This window comes from Streptomyces sp. MJM8645, assembly GCF_001625365.1.
Taxonomy (GTDB): domain Bacteria; phylum Actinomycetota; class Actinomycetes; order Streptomycetales; family Streptomycetaceae; genus Kitasatospora.
The window spans coordinates 3,963,276-3,983,873 of sequence record NZ_LJJF01000001.1 but is presented as its reverse complement, the minus strand read 5'-3'; the positions used below and the strand labels follow the sequence as shown (position 1 = coordinate 3,983,873).

Annotated in this window: 28 protein-coding genes; 25 read left to right on the top strand and 3 right to left on the bottom strand. The window is 72.3% G+C overall.

Features of this window, described 5'->3' with window-relative positions:
- Positions 1-90: 90 nt before the first annotated feature.
- From A6F73_RS17150 to A6F73_RS17140, 3 genes are read right to left on the bottom strand one after another with little or no spacing between them, the layout of a single operon-like run.
- Entirely contained in the window at positions 91-1,686 is a 1,596-nt protein-coding gene (locus tag A6F73_RS17150) for a recombinase family protein (protein ID WP_063348615.1), read from the bottom strand.
- Complete coding sequence (locus A6F73_RS17145) at positions 1,683-2,078, bottom strand: hypothetical protein (RefSeq protein ID WP_063348614.1); 396 nt, start codon at positions 2,076-2,078, stop codon at positions 1,683-1,685. The genes A6F73_RS17150 and A6F73_RS17145 overlap by 4 nt, the downstream gene beginning before the upstream one ends.
- Positions 2,079-2,115: 37 nt before the next feature.
- Positions 2,116-2,565, bottom strand: coding sequence for a helix-turn-helix transcriptional regulator (locus tag A6F73_RS17140; RefSeq protein ID WP_063348613.1), 450 nt, complete (start codon positions 2,563-2,565; stop codon positions 2,116-2,118).
- A gap of 244 nt (positions 2,566-2,809) precedes the next feature.
- On the opposite strand from A6F73_RS17140, the gene A6F73_RS17135 reads away from it, so the two are divergent.
- The 25 genes from A6F73_RS17135 to A6F73_RS17015 all read left to right on the top strand — a co-directional run bounded on the left by A6F73_RS17135 (position 2,810) and on the right by A6F73_RS17015 (position 20,385).
- Positions 2,810-3,019, top strand: a complete 210-nt coding sequence (locus A6F73_RS17135) for a helix-turn-helix transcriptional regulator (protein WP_159398477.1) — start codon at positions 2,810-2,812, stop codon at positions 3,017-3,019.
- A 413-nt stretch (positions 3,020-3,432) separates the two neighbouring features.
- Positions 3,433-3,618 carry a hypothetical protein gene (locus A6F73_RS17130; protein WP_063348611.1) on the top strand — a complete coding sequence of 62 codons (186 nt, stop codon included), beginning with the start codon at positions 3,433-3,435 and terminating at the stop codon, positions 3,616-3,618.
- Positions 3,619-4,602: 984 nt separating this feature from the next.
- Positions 4,603-5,262 (top strand): hypothetical protein, encoded by a 660-nt coding sequence (locus tag A6F73_RS17120; RefSeq protein ID WP_347878541.1) that lies wholly within the window; start codon positions 4,603-4,605, stop codon positions 5,260-5,262.
- A complete protein-coding gene (locus A6F73_RS17115; protein ID WP_063348608.1) occupies positions 5,259-5,684 on the top strand; it encodes a hypothetical protein in 426 nt (141 codons plus the stop codon). The genes A6F73_RS17120 and A6F73_RS17115 overlap by 4 nt, the downstream gene beginning before the upstream one ends.
- Positions 5,685-5,761: 77 nt before the next feature.
- Positions 5,762-5,977: a hypothetical protein gene (locus A6F73_RS17110; protein ID WP_063348607.1), complete on the top strand. Its 216-nt coding sequence runs from the start codon at positions 5,762-5,764 to the stop codon at positions 5,975-5,977.
- Positions 5,974-6,453: a hypothetical protein gene (locus A6F73_RS17105; RefSeq protein ID WP_063348606.1), complete on the top strand. Its 480-nt coding sequence runs from the start codon at positions 5,974-5,976 to the stop codon at positions 6,451-6,453. Before A6F73_RS17110 ends, A6F73_RS17105 begins: the two co-directional genes overlap by 4 nt.
- 86 nt (positions 6,454-6,539) lie before the next feature.
- Positions 6,540-7,376 (top strand): hypothetical protein, encoded by an 837-nt coding sequence (locus A6F73_RS41510; RefSeq protein WP_063348605.1) that lies wholly within the window; start codon positions 6,540-6,542, stop codon positions 7,374-7,376.
- Positions 7,377-7,540: 164 nt separating this feature from the next.
- Positions 7,541-8,830 (top strand): hypothetical protein, encoded by a 1,290-nt coding sequence (locus tag A6F73_RS17095; RefSeq protein ID WP_063348604.1) that lies wholly within the window; start codon positions 7,541-7,543, stop codon positions 8,828-8,830.
- A gap of 63 nt (positions 8,831-8,893) precedes the next feature.
- Positions 8,894-9,169 carry a hypothetical protein gene (locus A6F73_RS17090; RefSeq protein ID WP_159398476.1) on the top strand — a complete coding sequence of 92 codons (276 nt, stop codon included), beginning with the start codon at positions 8,894-8,896 and terminating at the stop codon, positions 9,167-9,169.
- A gap of 148 nt (positions 9,170-9,317) precedes the next feature.
- Positions 9,318-9,884 carry a hypothetical protein gene (locus A6F73_RS17085; protein ID WP_063348602.1) on the top strand — a complete coding sequence of 189 codons (567 nt, stop codon included), beginning with the start codon at positions 9,318-9,320 and terminating at the stop codon, positions 9,882-9,884.
- A gap of 132 nt (positions 9,885-10,016) precedes the next feature.
- Positions 10,017-10,532: a helix-turn-helix domain-containing protein gene (locus A6F73_RS17080; protein ID WP_063348601.1), complete on the top strand. Its 516-nt coding sequence runs from the start codon at positions 10,017-10,019 to the stop codon at positions 10,530-10,532.
- Between the two features lie 3 nt (positions 10,533-10,535).
- Positions 10,536-11,807 (top strand): terminase family protein, encoded by a 1,272-nt coding sequence (locus A6F73_RS17075; RefSeq protein WP_063348600.1) that lies wholly within the window; start codon positions 10,536-10,538, stop codon positions 11,805-11,807.
- A 49-nt stretch (positions 11,808-11,856) separates the two neighbouring features.
- Positions 11,857-13,257, top strand: coding sequence for a phage capsid protein (locus A6F73_RS17070; RefSeq protein WP_244293419.1), 1,401 nt, complete (start codon positions 11,857-11,859; stop codon positions 13,255-13,257).
- Positions 13,258-13,277: 20 nt separating this feature from the next.
- Positions 13,278-15,506: a phage minor capsid protein gene (locus A6F73_RS17065; protein WP_079135757.1), complete on the top strand. Its 2,229-nt coding sequence runs from the start codon at positions 13,278-13,280 to the stop codon at positions 15,504-15,506.
- Between the two features lie 11 nt (positions 15,507-15,517).
- Positions 15,518-15,694 carry an Rmf/CrpP fold protein gene (locus tag A6F73_RS42210; protein ID WP_167745862.1) on the top strand — a complete coding sequence of 59 codons (177 nt, stop codon included), beginning with the start codon at positions 15,518-15,520 and terminating at the stop codon, positions 15,692-15,694.
- A gap of 22 nt (positions 15,695-15,716) precedes the next feature.
- Positions 15,717-15,935 carry a hypothetical protein gene (locus A6F73_RS17060; protein WP_063348598.1) on the top strand — a complete coding sequence of 73 codons (219 nt, stop codon included), beginning with the start codon at positions 15,717-15,719 and terminating at the stop codon, positions 15,933-15,935.
- A gap of 77 nt (positions 15,936-16,012) precedes the next feature.
- Positions 16,013-16,642, top strand: a complete 630-nt coding sequence (locus tag A6F73_RS17055) for a hypothetical protein (protein ID WP_063348597.1) — start codon at positions 16,013-16,015, stop codon at positions 16,640-16,642.
- 15 nt (positions 16,643-16,657) lie between these two features.
- Positions 16,658-17,668, top strand: coding sequence for a major capsid protein (locus tag A6F73_RS17050; protein ID WP_063348596.1), 1,011 nt, complete (start codon positions 16,658-16,660; stop codon positions 17,666-17,668).
- Positions 17,668-17,895 carry a hypothetical protein gene (locus A6F73_RS17045; RefSeq protein WP_063348595.1) on the top strand — a complete coding sequence of 76 codons (228 nt, stop codon included), beginning with the start codon at positions 17,668-17,670 and terminating at the stop codon, positions 17,893-17,895. The genes A6F73_RS17050 and A6F73_RS17045 overlap by 1 nt, the downstream gene beginning before the upstream one ends.
- A gap of 44 nt (positions 17,896-17,939) precedes the next feature.
- Positions 17,940-18,329: a hypothetical protein gene (locus A6F73_RS17040; RefSeq protein ID WP_063351273.1), complete on the top strand. Its 390-nt coding sequence runs from the start codon at positions 17,940-17,942 to the stop codon at positions 18,327-18,329.
- Positions 18,323-18,646 (top strand): hypothetical protein, encoded by a 324-nt coding sequence (locus A6F73_RS17035; RefSeq protein WP_079135756.1) that lies wholly within the window; start codon positions 18,323-18,325, stop codon positions 18,644-18,646. The genes A6F73_RS17040 and A6F73_RS17035 overlap by 7 nt, the downstream gene beginning before the upstream one ends.
- Positions 18,643-18,999 (top strand): minor capsid protein, encoded by a 357-nt coding sequence (locus tag A6F73_RS17030; RefSeq protein ID WP_208869090.1) that lies wholly within the window; start codon positions 18,643-18,645, stop codon positions 18,997-18,999. Before A6F73_RS17035 ends, A6F73_RS17030 begins: the two co-directional genes overlap by 4 nt.
- Positions 18,992-19,411, top strand: a complete 420-nt coding sequence (locus A6F73_RS17025; protein ID WP_063348593.1) for a minor capsid protein — start codon at positions 18,992-18,994, stop codon at positions 19,409-19,411. The genes A6F73_RS17030 and A6F73_RS17025 overlap by 8 nt, the downstream gene beginning before the upstream one ends.
- Before the next feature lie 9 nt (positions 19,412-19,420).
- Positions 19,421-19,915: a hypothetical protein gene (locus tag A6F73_RS17020; protein ID WP_063348592.1), complete on the top strand. Its 495-nt coding sequence runs from the start codon at positions 19,421-19,423 to the stop codon at positions 19,913-19,915.
- On the top strand, positions 19,912-20,385 hold the full coding sequence (locus A6F73_RS17015) for a hypothetical protein (protein WP_244293417.1): 474 nt from the start codon (positions 19,912-19,914) through the stop codon (positions 20,383-20,385). Before A6F73_RS17020 ends, A6F73_RS17015 begins: the two co-directional genes overlap by 4 nt.
- Positions 20,386-20,598 lie beyond the last annotated feature (213 nt).

The window sequence follows — 20,598 nt, the reverse complement described above, 5'->3', positions numbered from 1 at the left end:
GACTAGTAGCGGGCTCGTCGCCTGCATTCTGGCGCGCCACGGTGGCGCTGTCAGCAGGCCCGGCCGAGGTGAGACCTGTTTCTCTTCGCCCTAGGCCGCGAGCTCGTGTCCCGCTGCCTTCGACGCCCACGGGTCCGGCATCCACAACGGGTGGATCTCGACAACAACTTCTCCGGATTCATTCTTGGTCAGCGCAACACGCCTGATCAACTTCCGGATGATCGCGTTACGCTCCGAGACGAGCAGGGTTTCCCACTCGGCCATGAGGCCTACGACTATGGGGCGGAGCTCTGTGAAGGTGGGTTGGGCTGCTTCAACGGTCGCCGCTTCAAGCTGCTTGGTGATCCTCGCGCGTTCGTCGGTCAGCTTGGCCTTTGCCTTCTCGTAGACGTCATCCTCGTAGTTCTCGGGGTTCAGACTCTTGTCTACGGCAAGGTTGGTGAGAGCAGTCGTAAGCCGTTTGTGCTGCTTCTCAAGTTCCTTCCGGGCAAGGGATGTTCGCTTCTGGGCCGCTTCAAAATCCCTTGTTTGCCGCACCTGGACAGATGGCGACTCGTCAATTCCATCTGCGTGCTGGCGAAGGAATGCGGTCACCTCTCCTTCTACTTCTGAACGGAGGATGTAGCAACCCGCACATGCGAGCTGTCCCCGCTGGGCTCGGGTTCCACATCGGTAGGCATATCCGCGGATGTTCTTCCCCTTCCGCTGGGCGGCGTTGACACCCGCACTGCGGCGGCATCCACCACAGTTCATCGTGCCGGTGAGCATGTAGCTGCCCTGTCGGGAGCGTGGTGCCGTGTCCTTGATGAGCTTGCGCCGCTCGACGTACTGCTGCCAGATATCGGGCCCTATGAGCTCCTCGTGTGCCCCTTCGACGAACTGATAGTTGGGGCAACTCCCGTTGCATTTGCAGTCACGGTTGTGTACGCGCAGCAGGCCGGCGGCGAACCCCGAATCCATGTACCGGGTGAGAGTTGGGGTCGACCATAGGCTTCCTCGGGTTGTGCGGAAGCCCTGCGCGTTGAGCCACCCGCACAGCTTCGCGAAGCCCTTCGAGCCGGCAACGTACATGAGGTACAGGTCGACGACGATAGGGCCAATGTCCAACTTCGGCTCGTAGAACTCCTGTTGAACCTTCTCAGTCTTCGGGTCATAGCGCCGGTGCCATGTGTACCCGAATCGTTCCCGCCCGGTGGCCGGGAGCCCCATGGAACGTCGGAGGTCATGGGTTTCGGCCCACTGCTCGCCGGCGCGGTCGCTCTCGTATGCCGAGAACTCGAAGATGATTCCTCGGTAGAGACGTCCGATCGCGGTACGGGCGTCAATGGGTTCGGTGGCGGAGACGAGTTCTCCACCCGTGTTCTCAACTCGCTTGAGATTGACGGCGACACCATCGCGGGAGCGCCCGAAGCGGCTGAACTTCCAGACTGCAATGCCCTTGGCCTCTGCACGTTCGATGGCCTCGATGCCTTGCATGATCTTGCGCTTGAAGTTTCGGCCGGTCATGTCGAGGTCAGTGATCCACCGGACGATGCGCTTGCGGTTCCGGCTGGCCCACTCCAGGATCGCGGCCTGCTGGATCTCGGGGCTGATCTTCTCTTCTTTCCAGGTCGAAACCCGGATGTACCCGATGTACGGTTCGAGGTCGCTCTCGATAAAGGTTTCTGCGGCGACGAGCGGCGTCACTGTGCCGCCCTCCCTCCCTGTTGGGTGCCGCGGGCCGGTGGTGCGTCGGTGACCCGCGGCAGGTACACGACGTTGTCGGCGGGCTCTTGCGAGCCCGGCCGGGGATCAGATGGCTGAGGGGGTGTCAGGAGACCTTCGGCCACGTGTCGAAGCGCCAGGCGGTAGCCGGCGCTGTGGATCTCTGCGCGCTCGTCCTGGCGCAGTTCGGCGGCGCGCTTCTGCTGCATGGCGATTGCGGCGGGCAGGGCTGCCAGCATCATGGCGAGCCCGACCCATGCGATATCGCGGTCGTCGCCCGACAGGCACATTGCCACCGCCACGGTAAGCACTCCGACAGTCTCGGCTGCGAGAACCGCCACGGTGCCGATCGTCCACTGCTGGCGCTCGAACACGCGCCTTCCCCCCTCGTTCAACGTGCTGCTTCCTCCCCTACGGCTCCATGCGGCGCACCTCCTGATCGCGGCGCATGGCCTCTTGGTCCTGCATGGTCTCGACCATCGAGACGAACAGCGCGACTGCGGTCTCGCTCTCGATGCCCAGTTGTGCGGCTGCCTCTTGCGGTGTGATCGGTCGGCCCTCGGGTTGAGGGGTAGCCGCCCTGCTGACTTCGTCGGCCGTGACGACGCCGGCCTTGATCAGCAGGGTGCTTAGCTCCACGCCGAGTACGGGCGCGATCTTGGCGAGCAGCGGCGCGTCGGGTGTTCCGCGGCCGGCCAGTAGTCGGGTGACGGATGAGGCGGAGATGCCTGCGTCAGCCGCGAATCTGGTGCGGCCGCCGCCCCGGGCGCCTAGGTCGTATCCGAGCTCGCGCAGGCGGCTATCTAGCCACCGGGGGAACGGGTCTTCCGCCCCGGGGGTGGCGGGGGTGCGTTGCTGCATGCGTGAAATCTACCGCGCTCGGCAGGTATGTGGCGAGTCCATGGCGTGTTTTCACTCATGAAAACTTGCAGGTGGACGGGCATGCGATCCATCTCTGCAGCTTAGACCCTGTGATCGAACATGCATCTGATTATGTGCGGCGCGTCACGACACGGCTGAAACTTCCTTCCATGGCAGCAAGATCCTTGTTAACTTTCACCCACGGCAGATGATCTGCCGTGGGTGAAAGATGAGGGGGTTCGTCATGGTGTACCAGCACGAGCAGCTCGTCGCGGCGGCACAAGCTGCAGGCGATCACACCGACTCAGACATCGCTGACCGGCTGAAGGTTGCCCGGGTCACTGCGTGGCGTCTGCGCACCGGCAAGACCGCGCCGAGCGCCTCGACCCTCGCGCGGATCGAGCTTGCGTACGGGCTCACCGCCGCCGACCTGCTCGGCGGTGAAGCGGCGTGACCGGGACCTCGATCACCCAAGCCCAGGCGTACGCCGCCGCACGACTCGTTCTCGACGCCGCCCGAGCTCGTCGCGATTCGATGCCGATCCGCGACGCCGCGCAGGCTGCAGCCACGTCCGACCGTTCCGCCGACGAGGTCGAGCTGATCCTGCGCCGCTTGCACGCAAGCAGCCCCCGTAGTTCGGCACAGTCAACGCGACTCGCTGCGTGAGGGCCCGATGATCCACTCTGAGCAAAGGATCGGGCTATCTGGTCGGTGGTGGTTGGCCGCTGCCGGTGGCGCGCCGGATGCCGAGCAGGTACGGGGGATCTGGCGGGCAGCGCGGGCCGCGGGTGAGCCGCGGTGGTACCTCGACCTGATCGCGGGCATCGGCCGGCGCAAGGCCGGCGCCGCGCTGTCGAGGGCCGGCTCGTGAGCGGCCGGCGGCTGGTCGTCGAAGACCGGGCCGAGCAGCCGGTGCAGCTCGCCCTCGACGGCACGGTGCACCCGTATCCGACCACTTCCCCGCCGCCGGTGCGCCGCCGGCGCCCGCCGAGACCGCCCGCCGAGGACGTCGTCGACCCGATGCCCGGGCAACTCGACGCGCTCGGCTCGTGAGCCCGTTCTGCGGCGCTGGCCCGGGCCCGTGCGGCAGGCCGGCCCGCCCCTACCCGTGCGGCCCGCGATGCGCCGCCCACTCCCCCTCCGCCGCCTCTGGCCATCCCGAACCACCGTCTACACCCAACACCCAAGGGAGGGAACACCGTTGAGCCACGCAGCCCGTGAATGGGTGTGGGAAAGTTCCGCCACCCGCGGCACGGCCCGCCTGGTCCTGCTCGCTCTGGCCGAGCGCGCCGGCGACGCCTGCGTCGCGTGGGGGTCGACCAGGGCTCTGGCTCTGCGCGTCAACGCGTCGGAGCGGGCCGTGAGCGATGCGATCAAGGCCGCCATCCGGCTGGGCGAGCTTGAGCTCGTCGAGGGCCGGCGCGGCCCCTACGGTGCCCGTGTCTACCGTCTCCCGGGCGCGGTCGGGTGGGTGCCCGGCGCCGCCGTCGAGGGGGGCGAAGATTCTGCAGCCCCGGCGGGCGGGGGGTGCGAAAACTGCACCCTCGGGGGTGCAGGTTCTTCCGGGGAGGGTTGCAGTTCCTGCGGGGGTGGGGTGGCAGATTCTGCACCCCAGAACCAGAGGGAACGAGAAGAAACGGGAGGGAAGCAGAGGGGCGCGCGCGGGCGCGTGGGCTCTGCCGCCGTGGGTGGCGCTGCTGCGGTCTCTCTGCCTTCCGACTGGACCCCGGACGACGAGCTGATCGGGTGGGCCGCTGTCTCCGGCCACCTGCAGCGCCTCGGGCCCGACGGCCTCGACCACGCCACCGAGAAGTGGCACACCCACCGGGCGACTGCGCCGGCCCGGACCGCGGGCCAGTGGCGCGCTGACTGGCAGCAGTGGATCAGCCGGGAACGTCCTGCCGGCCGGCCGCCGTTGCGGACCGTCGCCGGGGACGCCTCCCGCGCCCCACAAGCGGCTGACCGGAACGCCGCGCTGTTGCAGGCCGCGCTCGCCGATCTGCAGGCCCGCGGGGGTGCCCGATGAGCCCGGACGAGGTGGCGGCGCTGCTCGCGTACGCGGGCGAGCTCGATCCCCGCACCGCCAACACCGACCAGGACGAAGCCGGGGCGCAGCTTCGGCGGTGGTGTGAGCTGCTGCAGGACGTGCCGGCGGTTGCGGTCGACGGGTGGGACGCCGCGGCCGCGGTGCGGCGGCACGTCGCGTCGTCGCCGTGGCCGATCATCGCCGCGGACGTGGCCCGGCCGTGGGCCGCGCACCGTCGGGCCCTGCTTGCCCGTCACACCGATCCCCGTCCCCTGGTCGATCCGGACGACGACCAGGCGTACCGGGCCGCGATCCGTGCGCAGCGCCAGGCCGTCGCCGCCGGGCGGGTCGAGCCGCGTAGCTCGCGGGAGCTTTCCGGCGGGCCGGCCGCCTCGGTGGCCGTCCGGATCGGGCGGGCGCTTCCGGCGGCGGTTGCGGAGCAGCTCGCCGAGTTCCGGCCGGTGCGGGCGGCGCGGGAGGCCGCCGCCGCGGCCGGCAGGCCGGATGCGCTCGCGGTGTCGTGCGACTGGTGCCACGCGCCGGTTGGTGAGCCGTGTCGACGGCGCACCCTCGCGCCCGGCGCGCAGGCCGGTACCTGGGCCCGGCGCCGGACCGTCCACCCGACCCGCACCGACAAGGCCGCCGTTCGTCGACAGGAGAGTGCCGCGTGAAGTCCCGTCACCGCCGCAACGCCCCGCGCAACCCGATCCCCGGGTCTGCCTACCGGCTCACTGCCACGTGGCCGGGCTGCGATCGGCCGGCTCTGTTCGAGTCGTCTGACCGCCGTCAGGTCCGGCGGGTGGCGCGCGAGCTCGCCGCGGTCGGCGCTGTCGTGCTCTGTGAGGAGAGCCTCGGGTATGGCCGGTGGCGCGTGGTCGACCGGCTCGACGGGCCGGCCCTGCTGCGGGAGCAGCGGGCCGTCGAGCATGCCGCCCGCCGGGCCGCGGTCGAGCAGCGCGCCCGGCAGCGTCGAGACGAGCGGCGGGCCGTCGAGCTTGCGGTCGTCGAGGCCGTGATGGTTCAGCCTCCGATCCCGCGCGACGGAGGTAGTCCGCGGGCCCGAACTGTCGCTCGGCGTAGGGGAATTCGATGATTCCGCCGTCGCGACCGGTCGATGCGCCTCCCATGCGCGCGGGTGTCCGCGCCGTCCCTTCCGAAAGGTCACAGCCCGTGTCCCTGCCCTCCCGCTTCCTCGTGCACGAGACCCGCGCCGTACGCGCGGTGTCCGTCCCTGTGTCCCTGCCCGTCGTCGCCGAGTTGCTCGACACCGTGCGCGCCGAGCTGCGTGCCGCCGGTCGGCCCGCGGTCGACGCCGAGCTCACCCTCGACCCCGTCGGGCAGCAGCTCGTCGTCGCCTACCTCGTCGACCCGCGGGACATCCCGTGAGCGCGGCCGCGGCCGACCGGCGGCCGGACGACGTCGAGCTGCTGCTGCACCTGGTCGACCGGGCCGAGCGCGGCGTCCTGCTGCCCGACGAGGTCCTGCTGCTGCGCGAGGGGATCGTCGAGCTCGCCCGCTACCGGCAGTGGTGCGCGCAGTGGAGTACCCGGCATGCGCGGCTGCGACGGACCGCACACCAGCGGCTGCGGGCCCTGCAGCGGGCACTGCCCCGGGTGCAGCGCGGCCGGCTCGTCGAGGTCGAGCTCGCCCACGTGCGGGCCCGACTCGACGCCGGGGCGCAGCAGGGCGTCGTCGAGGCGGTCGAGTACGAGCGCCTGCTCGCCGCCGAGTTGCTCGACGGGTGGGCGCTGGCCCGCGGCCGGGCGCGGGTCGAGCTCGCCGCCGCCGGCCTACAGCCGACGGCCCCCACCGTGGGCGCGGCCAACGCCCCGACCGCGCCGGCCGATCGACCGGCCCCCTAGACCGGTCCGGGCGCCCCCGTTCCACCACAGAGGGGCGCCCGGACCCACCAACTCGCCACCTGTACAGCCTGATTGGGAGAGCAACCGTGTACCCGTCCACCCGTGTCCGTCGAGCGGTCGAGCAGTTGCGCACCGTGCGCGCACAGTGGGGTGCGCTGCTCGTCGCCATCGAAACCCCGCCGGCCCCCACGTGGCCGCCCGCCCAGCTCTCTACTCACCTTGCGCGGCAGGCCGCGGACGACGTCGAGCTGCTCGTCGCCGACCGTGTCCCGCTCACCCTCCGGGAACATCCGGCCCCCGCCAACCTGTCCGCCCTCGACGCCGCGGTGCGCGTCGAGCGGCTCCTCTTCGAGGCCGCCGACATCCTCGCCGCCGCGGTACAGCGGCCGGTCGAGCGCCGGCCGATCTCCCACCCGGGCCGGCCGGTCGTGTGGGCCGTCGACCAGGCGGACGCCGCCGACCCCCGCCGCTGGCTGTACGCCAGCGCGACGGACCCCGGAAGCCGCCGGCACGGCCTGCACTGGGCCGCAATGTTCATCGAGGGCCGCCTGCTCGACGAGGACACCGAGGCGGAGCAGCGCGCCGGCGCGCTCACCCGCGGTCCGGCCCTGTTCGCGCTGCTGCCCGAACACCTCGTGCACGAGGCGGTGCGCGTCGCTGGGCAGGCCGAGCGGCTCGTGCTCGGCGCGCTGGAACTCGACCGCCGCGAGAGCGTGATCGAGGGTCGGCCGTGCCCGTGGTGCTCCGGCGAGCTCACCCTGCACACCGACCCGCAGACCGCCCCGAGCGTCACCTGCTCCACCGGGCCGGCTTGCACCGCCCCCGCCGCGCCGGACCGCCGCGGCCGGCGCACCTGGGTCGGCGCCGAGCTCGTCGAGCTGCTCGTCGCCCTCGACCGGCCGGCCGCCGGCCGGGCCGCGTGACCCCAGGGGCACACCCCCGCCAGCGGGCCCGGGCTGCTGCTGCCCGGGCCCGTTTCCGGTTCCCCCCTTGCACGCATGGACTGTAATCATTACAGTAATCATTACTGCAGCAATTGCAGGGCCGGCCGCTACCCGGCACCCCATCGACCCAGGGAGAGCACCCCATGCGTTACGCAACCACCAGCGCCCGCAGCGCAGTTCTGCACAAGCAGGACAACGGCATCACCGTTGGCTACTGCAAGCGGCTCGCGCTGCACGTCGTCGACCCCGAGACCGCGGCCAAGGGCCTGTCCACCGGCGCCCTGCGCGTCTGCAAGAACTGCGACCGCACGCACGGCGACCGCCGCCGCGCCGAGCTGTCCCTCGCCGATCAGCCGCTGCTCACCCCCCCGGCCGCCCCCGCCCGCAAGCGCCCGGCCGCCGTCGAGCCGACCCTCTTCGACACCCCGACCGCGCCGACCCCGGCCGCTGTCGCGCAGGCGCCCGCCAAGCCGCGCCGCCGTCTTGCACGGCCGGCCGCCCTGTCGGTGGCCACCAACGCGTTCGAGCAGGCCGTGCTCGGCGTGCACGAGCCGCGCCCGGGCCGGTACGCCTTGCAGGTCTGCGACGAGACGCTCGACGTCTGCGACCGCGGCGCCTGCACCCTGCACTCGACCCGCGCCGCCGGCACCCTCGACGAGGTGCGCGCCGCCAGCGCCCTGTACCGGCACGCGTGGGCCGTCAGCCCGTCCGGCGAGCGCATCCCGCTGACCGAGCAGCCCGTACCCGCGGCGGCCGAGCAGGCGCCCGTCGAGAATCTGCCCGACGGCCCGATGCGCGTCCGGATGCGGATGGGAATCTCGCGCGAAGACCTCGACAGGATCAAGGCCAAGGCGGACGCCGACCGCGCCACGTTCGAGGCCGAGTCCACCGCGCGACGCGCCGCCGAGCGCGCGAAGTACGGCCCCAAGCCGGCACAGCAGGCGCCCGTCGAGGGCACGGTCGTGGTGCACCGCGGGGAAGCCCACGGAGAGGCCCGTGGGAGCCTGCCCAAGTACGCCGACCATCCGGACGTTCGGGCCGCGCTCGACGTCCTCACCGGCCACGGCAAGCGGCAGACCCTGCGCCTGGCGACGCTCCGGGGCGACGACGTCGAGGACAACCCGCACGCCGCCGGTGTCGTGGTCGAGCCGCGCGGGGGCGGCCGGGTCGCGCTCTACTGGTACATCGACGGCCAGCACCGGGACGACCAGGGCGAACCGTGGCGGGTGTCGCTGGAGATTCTCCGCGACCGCATGGCGGCCGGCGGGTGGCTCGTCGAGGCGGGCACCGTCTACGCCGTCATGGCATGGCAGCCGGACGAACAGCCCGCTGTCGAGGCGCCGGACGAGATCGAGCAGGCACCGCGGTGCCGCGACTGCTCCGGCCGCGGGTGCCACTGGTGCTACTGGACCGGCGAGAACCAGCTCAGCTAGGGCCGAGGGCCGAGGGTCGACCGCCGGCGCCACAGTGCGCCGGCGGATCGGCGAGAGTAGGCAGTGACAGCACACCGGCCGGTCGAGCAGCAGCTCGGCCGGCCCCACGGAAGGAAGCCGGAGCCGATGCCCGAGCAGCCCGCGCCCCAGTTCAGCTACGAGGACGCCAAGCGCATCCGGCGCGAGTCGGAGCAGCTCGACGAGCAGCTCGCCCGGATCATCGGTGAGGCCCGGGACGCGGGCCGGTCTGCGGCGCAGATCGCGCGCGATCTCCACTACACCGAGGGCCGGATCTACCAGATTCTCCGCAATCTCCGCACCGCGACCGAGCAGGCGTGAACGCGGGTCGGCCGGCGCCGCTACAACGCCGACCGACCCCGCGGCCCCAAGGGGCCACGCACCCGGCAGAGAGCACCTGTCAGGGGCGCCACCTACCCTACGGCGGTAGGGCCCGGCGCCCACACCGAGCGCTAGGGAGGCGCCCACCATGACCGAGAAGCCCACCACCACCCACGTCAAGCGGCCGGCCGGGGAACCGATGACCGAGCAGGAGCAGCGGGCCGGCGCCCGCACCTTCGCCGAGCAGCTCGGCGCGCTGCTCAACGACTTCGACGCCGAGACCGCGCTCGCCCGGCTGCGCACGGCACGGGAGCATGCCGCGGCAGGCCACCCGATCGAGGGGCATCTCGCCGCCCTGGTGATCGAGGCGGCCGTCGACGGCCGCCTGCCCGCCCCGGTGATCGCGGCCGAGCTGGACGTGGCCGAGGACCGGGTGCGCGCGGTGATCGACGGGCACATGCTGTTCGCGTACCGGGTCGACCTGCAGACCGGGGACGGGTGGGAAGTCGAGGACTACGCCGAGCTGGCGCCCGTCGAGATCGTCGACGCAGACCCGAAGCGCAACGCGGAGCGGTTCGCGCAGGAAACCGTCGAGGAGGTGCTCGCCGACCACGCCGCGGACGAGGAGGTGACGGCCGCGCGGGTGCTGGTCTGGCCCGGCCGCCCCGGGCGTGACGAGGATGCCGCCGCGGTCGTCGAACGAGCCCGCGGCTAACCCCTTGCACCGTTATCGATCTGTGACCTAGAGTTGGAGGCGCTTCCGGCGTGCCCGGAACGCACTCCAGACCAACGGCCCGCCACATCCCCCCGTGGCGGGCCGTTCTGCGTGCCCGGGAGGTGATGCCCCGTGCGCGAGCCCATCACCGACCAGGACCGCGACCAGGTGCGTCGCCTGCACGCCGACGGCCTGTCCCGAAACGGCATCGCGGCCGCGATCGGGCGCAGCAGCTCGACCGTGTCGAAGATCGCCGGCGAGGAGGGGCTCGCCTTCACCGGCGGCGCCCGCACGGCCGCGGCGACCGCGGCCCGGCAGGAAGACCTCGCCGCGGTGCGGCGGGATCTGGTGGGCCGGCTGTACCGGCGGGCCGCGGCGAACTTGGACCGGGTCGAGGCCGACACCTACACCCGCGTTGAACTGCTGCCGACCGGCGACACGGTCGACGTGGTCACCGAGGACCCGCCGGCGCAGGACGAGCGCCACCACTCACAGGCCATCGGCGGATATCTGACCAGTGCGGCACGGCTGGCGGAGATCGACGCCGGTAGCTCCGGGCACGAGGTGCGCAGCATGCTCACCGATCTTGCCCGGGGCCTGCGGGCCGCCTTCGCCGACGAGGACGAGGCGGCCGCCGACGGGGGGTGAGCCGTGCTCGCCCCCGCCACCGAACTCCCCCTCTCCCGCAAACAGCTTCGGTCGGTCGCCCGGGCCACCGCCCGCATCAACATCTGGCACGGCGCCGTCCGGAGCGGCAAGACCGTGGCCTCGTTGCTGGCGTTCCTGCTGGCCATCGCGGAGGCGCCGCCATCCGGGCTGATCCTCATCTGCGGCCGCAGCCTGCTGACGATCGAGCGCAACGTGCTGGAGCCGCTCGGCGATCCGGCGCTGTTCGGGCCGGTCGCCGCCGGGCAGGTCCGGCACACCCGCGGCGCCACCACCGCCGTCATCCTCGGACGCACCGTCCACCTGATCGGCGCCGCGGACTCCCGGGCCGAGGGCCGGCTGCGCGGCCTGACGGCCTACTTGGCGTACGTCGACGAGGCGACGCTGCTCCCCGAGCCCTTTTGGGTTCAGTTGCTCGCCCGCCTGTCCGTCGACGGCGCGCGGGTGCTGGCCACCACCAACCCCGACGGTCCGCGACACTGGCTCAAGGCCAACTACCTCGACCGGGCCGCCGAACTCGACTTGCGCGCTTGGCACTTCGGGCTTCGCGATAACCCCTCGTTGCCGCCGGCCTATGTCCGGTCCCTGCACGCCGAGTACCGCGGCCTGTGGCGCCGACGGATGATCGACGGTGCGTGGGTGATCGCCGAGGGGTCGATCTACGACTGCTGGGACGAGCAGCAGCACGTCGTCGACGAGCTGCCCACGATCACCCGGTCGTGGCTGGGGATCGACTACGGCACCACGAACCCGTTCGTCGCCATCTTGTTGGGGCTCGGCGAGGACGGCCGTTTGTACGCGTGCGCGGAGTGGCGTTACGACTCCCGGGCCCGGCGCCGGCAGATGACCGATGCCCAGTACAGCGCGGCCCTACGCGGCTGGCTGTCCGGCCTCGGTGTCGACCCCGAGTGGACGTTCGTCGACCCGTCGGCCGCGTCCTTCCTTGCCCAGCTCTGGGAGGACGGGCACCCGGGCGTCGCCCGCGCGAAGAACGACGTGCTCGACGGCATCCGGACCGTGTCGACCGCCCTCGCCCCCGGCCTGCTACGGGTGCACCGCTCGTGCGAGGGCCTGCTCGGCGAGCTCCCCGCGTACGCCTGGGACCCGGCCGCGGCCGCCGTCGGCGAAGACCGCCCGATCAAGCGCGACGACCACAGCTGTGACGCGCTGCGGTACGTCGCGCACTCCACCCTCGCCGAGTGGCGCCACCTCATCCCCGATCTACTACAGGAGGTGAGCACGGATGCCCCTGCCTGACGCTAACTCGCCATGGCCGCCCCGGAAGTGGGCGCCGGAGCTCGCCGAGATGGCCATCGACGATGCGTGGTACGCGGGCGACCCGAAGCGGCTCGCCGCCGTCTACCAGGGGCAGAGCCACCGGCGGGGCGGGCAGCGCCGGCTGTGGGGGCGCGACCGCGCACCGGCACCGGACCGCCGCGAAACCCGGCTGCACATCCCCATGCCGGCCGACGTCGCCCGCCGCTCCGCCGGCCTGCTGTTCAGCGAGCCCCCACGGCTGACCGTGTCCGACACCGCGCTGCAGGCCCGCCTCGACCAGTTGCTCGGCGAGCACGCCGAGCGCGTGCTGCTCGAAGCGGCGGAGGTGTCCGCCGCGCTCGGCGGGGTCTACCTGGTCGCCGCGTGGGATGCCGAGATCGGCCCCCGGCCGCTCCTCACCACCGTGCACGCCGACAGCGCCGTACCAGAGTTCCGCTACGGCTACATGATCGCCGTGACGTTCTGGCAGGAGCTGGACCGGCACGGCACGACCGTGCTTCGCCGGTTGGAGCGGCACTCACGCGGCCTGATCGAACACGCCCTCTACGAGGGCACCACCGACAACATCGGCCGCCCGGTGCCGCTCACCGAGCACCCGAGGACCGCCGCAGTCGTTGACTCGCTCGGCCCGTCCGGCGCGATCGAGACCGGCATCCCGCAGCTCACCGCGGCCTACTGGCCCAACATCGGCCCCAACCGCAGCCACCGCGGTTCACCGCTCGGTCGCTCGGACCTACAGGGCCCGGCGCGCGACATGTGCGATGCGCTCGACGAGGTGTGGTCGAGCTGGATGCGCGACATCCGACTCGCCCGCGCCCGCCTGATTGTCCCCGGCGCGTACCTGCGCGACCGCGGCCCCGGCCACGGCGCCAGCTTCGACGTGGACCGCGAAATTTGGCAGGCGCTGGACATCCCCCCGACCGACGCCGCCGGCATCACGCTGGCCCAGTTCGCTATCCGCGTCGAGGAACACCGGTCCTCTTCCGACGCGGTGGTGCGGCAAATCGTCCAGAGCACCGGCTACAGCCCGAGCACGTTCGGGCTCGACGACGGGCCGGCCGCCACCGCCACAGAAATCATGGCCCGGACCCGCGACTCCATGGTGACCCGCAAGACCAAGGCCCGGTATGCGTCACCGGCGCTCGGGGACATCGTCGAGGCCATGCTGCACCTCGACCGCGCGCTCGGCTTCTCCCGCCTCACCCCCGAGCGGCCGAGCATCGAGTTCGGGCCGGCCGTTGCCCAGGATGCACAGGCCCAGGCACAGACGCTCTCCCTGCTCGCGCAGGCCCAGGCCATCAGCACCGAGACCAAAGTGCGGGTACTGCGCCCGGAGTGGGACGCCGAGGCGGTCGCCGCCGAAGTCGCCCGCATCCACACAGAGACCGGGCAGGCCGTGCCCGACCCGGTGGCGAGCTTCACCGCGTAGGGGCCCGAGGGGGTGATCGTGTGCCGGTCTCCCCGTGGATGGCCGAGGATCTCGCCGACCGTGTGCGGGACCTGTACGCCGATGCCGAGCAGCGACTGCTCGGCATCGTGGCCCGGCAGATCGCCGACGGCCTCGAAGCCCCCGGGTGGGCCATCGCCAAACTCGCCGACGTACAGCCGCTACGGCGGGCGGCGCAGGGCGTCGTCGACGCGCTCGGCACCGCCATGTCGACCGAGGTGCACGACGTCGTCGCCGAGGCGTTCAACCGGGGCGCCCGGACGGGGTTGGCCGAGCTCGGTGCCCTGGGCGACGTCGACGCCGCGCGCATCGCGGAGTCGACGCCGGCCGGCCGCGCCGTCGACCGGCTCGCCATGGAGACGATTGAGCTCGTCACCGCCACGCACCGCGGCATCCTGCGCGGCGTCGAGGACGGATACCGACAGGTCGTCTCCGAGGTGGCCGCTACGCCACTGCTCGGCATCGACACCCGCCGCCAGGCGACACAGAGGGCCATGGAGAGGTTCGCCGATCGTGGCCTGCGCAGCTTCGTCGACAAGGCCGGCCGGTCGTGGCAGATGACCAGCTACGCCGAGATGGCCGTGCGCACCGCGGTCGGCCGGGCTGCCGTCGAGGGCCAGTCCGACCGGTTGCGCGCCGCCGGCGTCGACCTCGTCCGCGTCTCCACCGCACCGCGCGAGTGCCCGCTCTGCCGCAAGTGGGAAGGCCGGATCTTGTCCCTCGACGGCCCGGACGGGGCCCGCGAGATCGAGACCGAGCACGCCCTCGATGACGCCCGCACCGTACGTGTCCGGGTGGCCGGAAGCGTCGAGCAGGCCCGCCGCGCCGGCCTGCAACACCCCAACTGCCGGCACTCGTTGAGCGCGTTCACCCCAGGTGTCACCGCGGTCGAGGCGCCCGAGCCGTCCGACGGCACCGGGTACGAAGCCGGCCAGAAGCAGCGCGCGATCGAGCGCCAGATCCGCAAGTACAAGAAGCGCGCGGCCGCCGCCGCGACGCCCGAGGCGCGGCAGGTTGCCGAGCAGCGGGTGCGCGACTGGCAGGGCCGGATGCGCGACCACCTCGCGGCCAACCCCGACTTGAAGCGGCTCCGCTACCGGGAGCAGCCCGGGGCGGGGAACCTCCCCGAGCCGCGCCGGCCGGTACCACCGGATGCGGTCGAGGCCGCGAAGATCCGGGCGGGCGACCACCGGACGCCGGCCGAGATGAGCGACGAGCAGCTCGGCGCCGCCCTGCGGCACGGCTCCCTCGACAAGCGCGACCGCGCCAAGATCGAGGCCGAGACGAACCGGCGGGACGAGCAGGCGCTGCTCGACCGCGTGCGGCCCGGCGGCCGGATGGCCGACCTGGTCGAGTTCAGCGACGACGAGCTCGCCCGCGCCCTGCCCATGCTCGGCGACTCCGACGTGCTACGGGTGGCGGCCGAGCTGGACCGGCGCGACATCGACGCCGCTCTGCCCGGTGCCCGCCGCGACCTGATCGCCATGTCCGAGCGGCAGCTCGCGGAACGGTCCCGGCACGCCAGCGGCGACGAGCTCGCCGCGCTCGCCGCCGAGGCGGACCGCCGGCAGTTGCTCGCCGAGTTGCTGCCCGGCGGCCGGCTGCTGGCGGACCTCTCGCAGGTCGCCGACGACCGTCTCGGGTGGGCGCTGCGCTACACCGACCCCGACGGGGCCGCGCGCATCGCCGCCGAGCTCGACCGCCGATACCCCGTCGACCCGCCGCCGGCCGCCGCCGGCCGCGGTGTCGAGGCGCAGCTCGCCGACCGGGCCGCCCTCGACGGCGCGCTGCGGCCGGGCTCCCGGATGGACGACTGGTCGTGGGTCGACCAGGCACCCGACGAACACCCCTGGGACCGCCTTCCGGCGGCCGAGCGGTGGCTCGCTGAACGGGAGTGGGCCGAGTCCGGGCGCCGGTCCGCGTTCAGCGCCCGGCAAGTCCGGCAGATGTACGACGAGTACGTCTATGCCCAGTGGCTGGACGCAGAGGAATGGTGCCGCGGGTACCTGCTGACCAAGCGGGCCGAGCTCGACGGCATCGACCCCATGAGTCTGTTCTCGGGGCCGTCGCACGTCGCGTACGCCCGGGCGTCCGAAGAGCTCAAACGGTACTGGGCTGAGGTGAGCCCACGGACCACGCTCGCCGAGTACACCGAGCAACTCACCGGGGTTCGTTCGGCCGCCGCCGACACCGCCCGCAAGACCGGCGCCGACGTCTCCAACAAGTTCTAGGGGGTGGCGAGTTGGGATTCCGCGCCGACGTCGTGCGCACCGTCGAAGCCGGCCGCGCCGCGGCCCGCGACGGACAGCCGGTCACCGCCTGTCCCCACCCACGCGAGTCCATCCTGCGCGTGGCGTGGGTGCGCGGCTACGCCGCCGCCCGCCCGATCACCGCCCCGTCTCCCGTCCAGTCCGCATGACCTCATCCCGAAGGGAACCGACGTGAACCTCGCCAACCGTCACTCCGACACTGTCCACCTGGGCCGGCAGTTCCGGTTCGACCATCTGCCCGAGCACCTGCAGGCCGTCAGCCGACCGTGTCACGAACTCGCCGCCCACATGATTGCCGCGCTGTCCGACGGGCCCGAGCTGACCGCCGGTCTGCGCCTGCTGCTGCAGGCCAAGGACTCGTTTGTCCGGGCCGCGGTCGACGCCGCGTAGGCCACCACCCCACATCCAGCAGGGCCCGCCCCCGCCCCGGGGGGCGGGCCCTTTTCCCTGTCCGGAGGGACCACTCCATGACCACCGCACCCGCCGGCGCCCCCGACACCGGCACGCCGACCGGCGACCCGACCGCCCCGCCCACTGCCCCGGGCCCCACCGACCCGCCCGCCACACCGACCCCGTCCGCGCCGCCGGCCCCGGCCGGCCCGACCGTCGAGCAGTTCGCCGAAGCGCAGCGCCAGGCGACCGAGGCGGCCGAGCAGCGCGACACGCTGCAGGCCGCCCTCGACGCGATCAACAAGGCGATCAACCCCGACTCCGGCGGCGCAGAGTCCGATCCGGCGCAGCTTGCCGCCGCCGTCGCGGATCGCGATCGGCAGCTCGCTGACCTCGGCGCGCAGCTCCGTACCGCGCGGGTCGAGCTCGCCGCCCACCAGGCCGCCGAGGCGGCCGGCGCGCGCCCCGACCGCCTGCTCAACTCCCGCGCGTTCGCAACCGCGCTTGCCGAACTCGACCCCACCGAACCGAAGTTCGCCGAGCATCTCACGGCCGCGATCACCGCGGCGGTCGAGGCCGACCCCGACCTCTACCGCGCTGCCGGCGCCCCGCCGGCCCGGTCCGGCGGAGAGTTCCGCGGCGCCCCCACCACCCGTCAGACGCCGGCCTCGCTGCTCGACGCGATCTCGGCGCGACTCGCCAAGTAAGGAGGGCTCTGCCCCATGGCTATCACTCTCGCCGATGCGCGGATCAACGCGCAGGACGACGTCGACACGATGGTGATCGACGAGTTCCGGAAGTCCAGTTGGCTGCTCGACAACCTCACCTTCGACGACGCCGTCAGCCCGGCCGGCGGCGGCGCGACCCTGACCTACGGCTACACCCGGCTCGTCGTCGAGCGGCCCGCGCAGTTCCGCGCCCTGGGCACCGAGTACCCGAAGGCGCAGGCCAAGCGCGCGCGGTTCACGGTCGACCTGGCGCCGCTTGGCGGCGCGTTCGAGATCGACCGCGTGCTCGCCAACGTCGGCGCCGCGGCGTCGAACGAGGTGGCTTTCCAGATGGGCCAGACCATCAAGAGCGCCCGGGCCTACTTCGCCGACCAGGTAATCAACGGCAAACGCATCACCACGCCGGGCAGCGAACAGGGTTTCGACGGCCTCGACAAGGCCCTCGCCGGATCGACGACCGAGATGGGCGCCGGCACCTCCCTCGACTGGACCGGTACCACGCTCGGCAGCGACACCGGAAAGGCAAACGATGCGCTCGACATGCTCGACGAGTTCCTGTCCCTGCTCGACGGCACTCCGTCCGCACTGCTAGGCAACCGCAAGACCATCGCCCGGATTCGCTCGCTCGCCCGTCGCGCCGGCTACTACGACCGGTCCCCGAACGCGTTCGGGCAGAAGGTCGAGACGTACAACGGCATCGCCCTGGTCGACCTGGGCGACAAGGCCGGCAGCACCTCCCCCGTGATCCCGGTGGAGTCCCGCGACGTCGACGGCGCCGGGCCCGGCGGGCAGATCACCGGCCTGTCCGATCTGTACGCGGTGAGGCTCGGCCTCGACGGGTTCCATGGAGTGTCGACCGCCGGTGGGCAGATCGTGCGGCAGTGGCTGCCGGATTTCAACACGAGCGGCGCCGTCAAGACGGGTGAGGTCGAACTCGGACCGGTCGCGGTCGCGCTCAAGGCCACCCGGTCCGCGGCAGTGCTGCGAAACCTCAAGGTGCAGTGATGTACGCGATCACGTCCCCCGACGGGGACCACGACGAGACGATCGCCGGAGTCCACTTCACCGCCGGCCGGGCGGCTGCCGACGAGCTGTCCTATGGGGCACTGCTGTACTTCCGCCGCCACGGCTACGAGGTCGAGCAGCTCGACCAGGACCCGGCCGCCGAGGCGACCGGGGACGGACCGGCCCCGCCCGTCACCGCCAAGGGGCGCGCCCGCGCCAAAGAGTAGGGGCCGCGCACCACCTGCGCCGCCCCGGATCGGGGGTGGGCGTCGTGGCTCTCACCTACGCCTCCCCCGAGCAGCTCGCCGCCTGGCTCGGCCGGCCCGCACCGACGGATGCCGAGCGACTCCTCGCCCGGGCGTCCGACGACGTCGACGCCGCGCTGCTCACCGCCTGCTACCCCGTCGACTCCACCGGTTCCCCCACCGCCCCCGTGCACGCGGCCGCGCTCGCCGATGCCGCGTGCGCCCAGGTCGAGTACCAGCTCGCCGCGGGCGAGGACGGCACCGGCGCCGCGGCCCGCTGGTCGTCCGTGAGCGCCGGCTCGATCAGCCTCTCAGCGAGCAGCCCGGCCCCGGCCGGCGCGCTCGACCTCGCACCCCGGGCCCGCCGCATCCTGCAGCGCGCAGGACTGACCGGGCACGGGGTGCACCCATGGTGACCCGCGTTCCCGGGTGGCTGCTGCGCCACCGGATCATCATCGAGCCGTACCTCGGGGAGTCGGCATACGGACCGGTGTTCGGGCCGCCAGTCGTCGACGTGCCGGCCCTGGTGTCCGAGTCCGTGCGGCTCGTCCGGGCGCCGGACGGCCGACAGGTCGTCAGCTCGGCGCAGGTCCTGCTCGACCTCGACACGACCGTGCCGGCCGGTTCCCGGATCACCCTGCCCACCGGCCGCACCACCGTCCCGATCACGGTCTCGACCATCGACGCCCCGGGCCTGCCCGTGCCCGCCCATCAGGAGGTGATGTGCGAGTGAGCCGACCCCGCAGCCGCGTTGAATGGACCGGCACGGCCGTCCTGCGCGCCGAGCGGGCCGCGGCCGCGCGCGGCCTGCTCGCCGCCGCCGAGCACGTGCTGCAGGCCTCCCGCGAAGTCGTGCCGATCGAAGAGGGCACACTCGCCCGCTCCGGCGTCGCCTCCGTCGACGAGCAGCAGCTCGTCGCCGGAGTGTCCTACGACACCCCATATGCGACCAGGGTTCACGAGGACCTCAACGCCCGACACGACGCAGGCCGCAGCGCCAAGTACCTCGAACGCCCGGCCGCGCAGGAAGCGCCGGCGGTCGAGCGGATCATCGCGGCCGCGGTCCGGCGGGCGCTCGGTGGCTGATCTCCTCGACTCCCTCGCCCGCTATCTGCAGGCCGCCGGCCTGCTCACCTACGACCCCACCGGTACCCGGGGCGACACCTTCATCGAGCTGATGCCCCCGGCCCCCGATCGCGCGGTGCAGCTCTCCCTCTACGGTGCCGGTGTCCCCGACCCGCTCAACCCGTGGGACGAGCGGTCGCTGCAGGTGCGCGTGCGCGGCACCGCCGACCCTCGCGTCTCCCGCGCCCGTGCCGAAGTGATCTACGCGGCGCTTCACGGGCTCGCCGGTATCGAACTCCCCGGCGGCCTATGGCTCGTGCTGTGCATCGCGCAGCAGACCCCCTACCCGCTCGGCGTCGACGCCGCCGGCCGGCACGGACACACCACGAACTACCGCCTCGACATCGAGGCCATCAACCCCCGCCCCACCTAGGAGGTGACCATGCCCGCCCCCACCACCCCCGTACGCCCGATTGATGCCCGCGGCTGGATCTTCGAAGTCCAGGATGTGAGCGCCAACACCGAAACTTGGCTGCGCATCGGCCTGTTGACGTCATTCAGCCACAACCCCGGGGAAAGCGAGGAAGTGGAGGACACCACCTCGTTCGACTCTGACGGCTACTTCGAGCAGGACGTCATGCAGCGCGGCGCGTCCCTCTCGATCGAGTCCAAGTACGCCGCCGACAAGACCGGCAAGCGCGACCCGGGGCAGGCCTACATCGACGATGTGTGGACCTACCGGCTCGGCGTCGACTCCCGCAACGCGGTGCGCTGGCGACACCGCAGCCAGACATCGTGGGTGGTGTGGGACGCCACGGTGACGCCCGGCGAGCAGGGCGGCGGAACCACCGAGAAGACGTCGTGGAGCGCCACGATCACCCGGTGTGGGAAGCCGACCAGCTCGGTCGTGACCCCGCCGGCCGGGGGTGGCTCGTGATCGACGACGAGCAGTTCGACCTCGACCACCAGGACCACGGCGACGGGTTCGCGGACTTCGATGCGTTCTTCGCCGAGCAGTCCCGCGGTCGCGCAGAAACGTTTCGCCTCTACGGCCGCACCTACACCCTGCCCGAGTCCCTGCCGCTGGTCTTCTCCCTGCAGCTCGACCGCCTGCAGCACTCGAACGACCCCGCCGACGTCCGGACCATGCTCCGGGCCCTGGTCGGCGTCGACGCCCTCGACCACTGGGCAGAGCAAGGCATGACCGACCGCCAGCTCGGCATCCTGCTCATCTACGCCGCGGCCAACGTCCGCAGCCCCGGATCGGTGTCGATGACGCGGGCAGCCGAGCTGCACGACGAGCAGGCCGGGGGAAAAGCCCCGGGGGCGCCGGCCCCGAACCGGGCGCAGCGCCGGGCGAAGGCGACGCCGCGGGCGCGGCGGGCGGGCTCTGGTCGGCGGTCCTAGCCAACTGGGCGGCGGTCGAGGCCGACCTCGCCCGCACCTACGGTCTGAGCGCGGCCGACGTCGCCGCGTTGTCTGAGCGGCGGTTCGTCGTCCTGCTCGGAGGCCTCGACGAGCACAGCCGGTTCCGTGAGCTGTGGGCCCGTACCCCGCGCGCCATCTCATCGCCTTCAGAGATCGCGGCTATCACCGGGCTGCCCGCCGACGCGTAGGTCA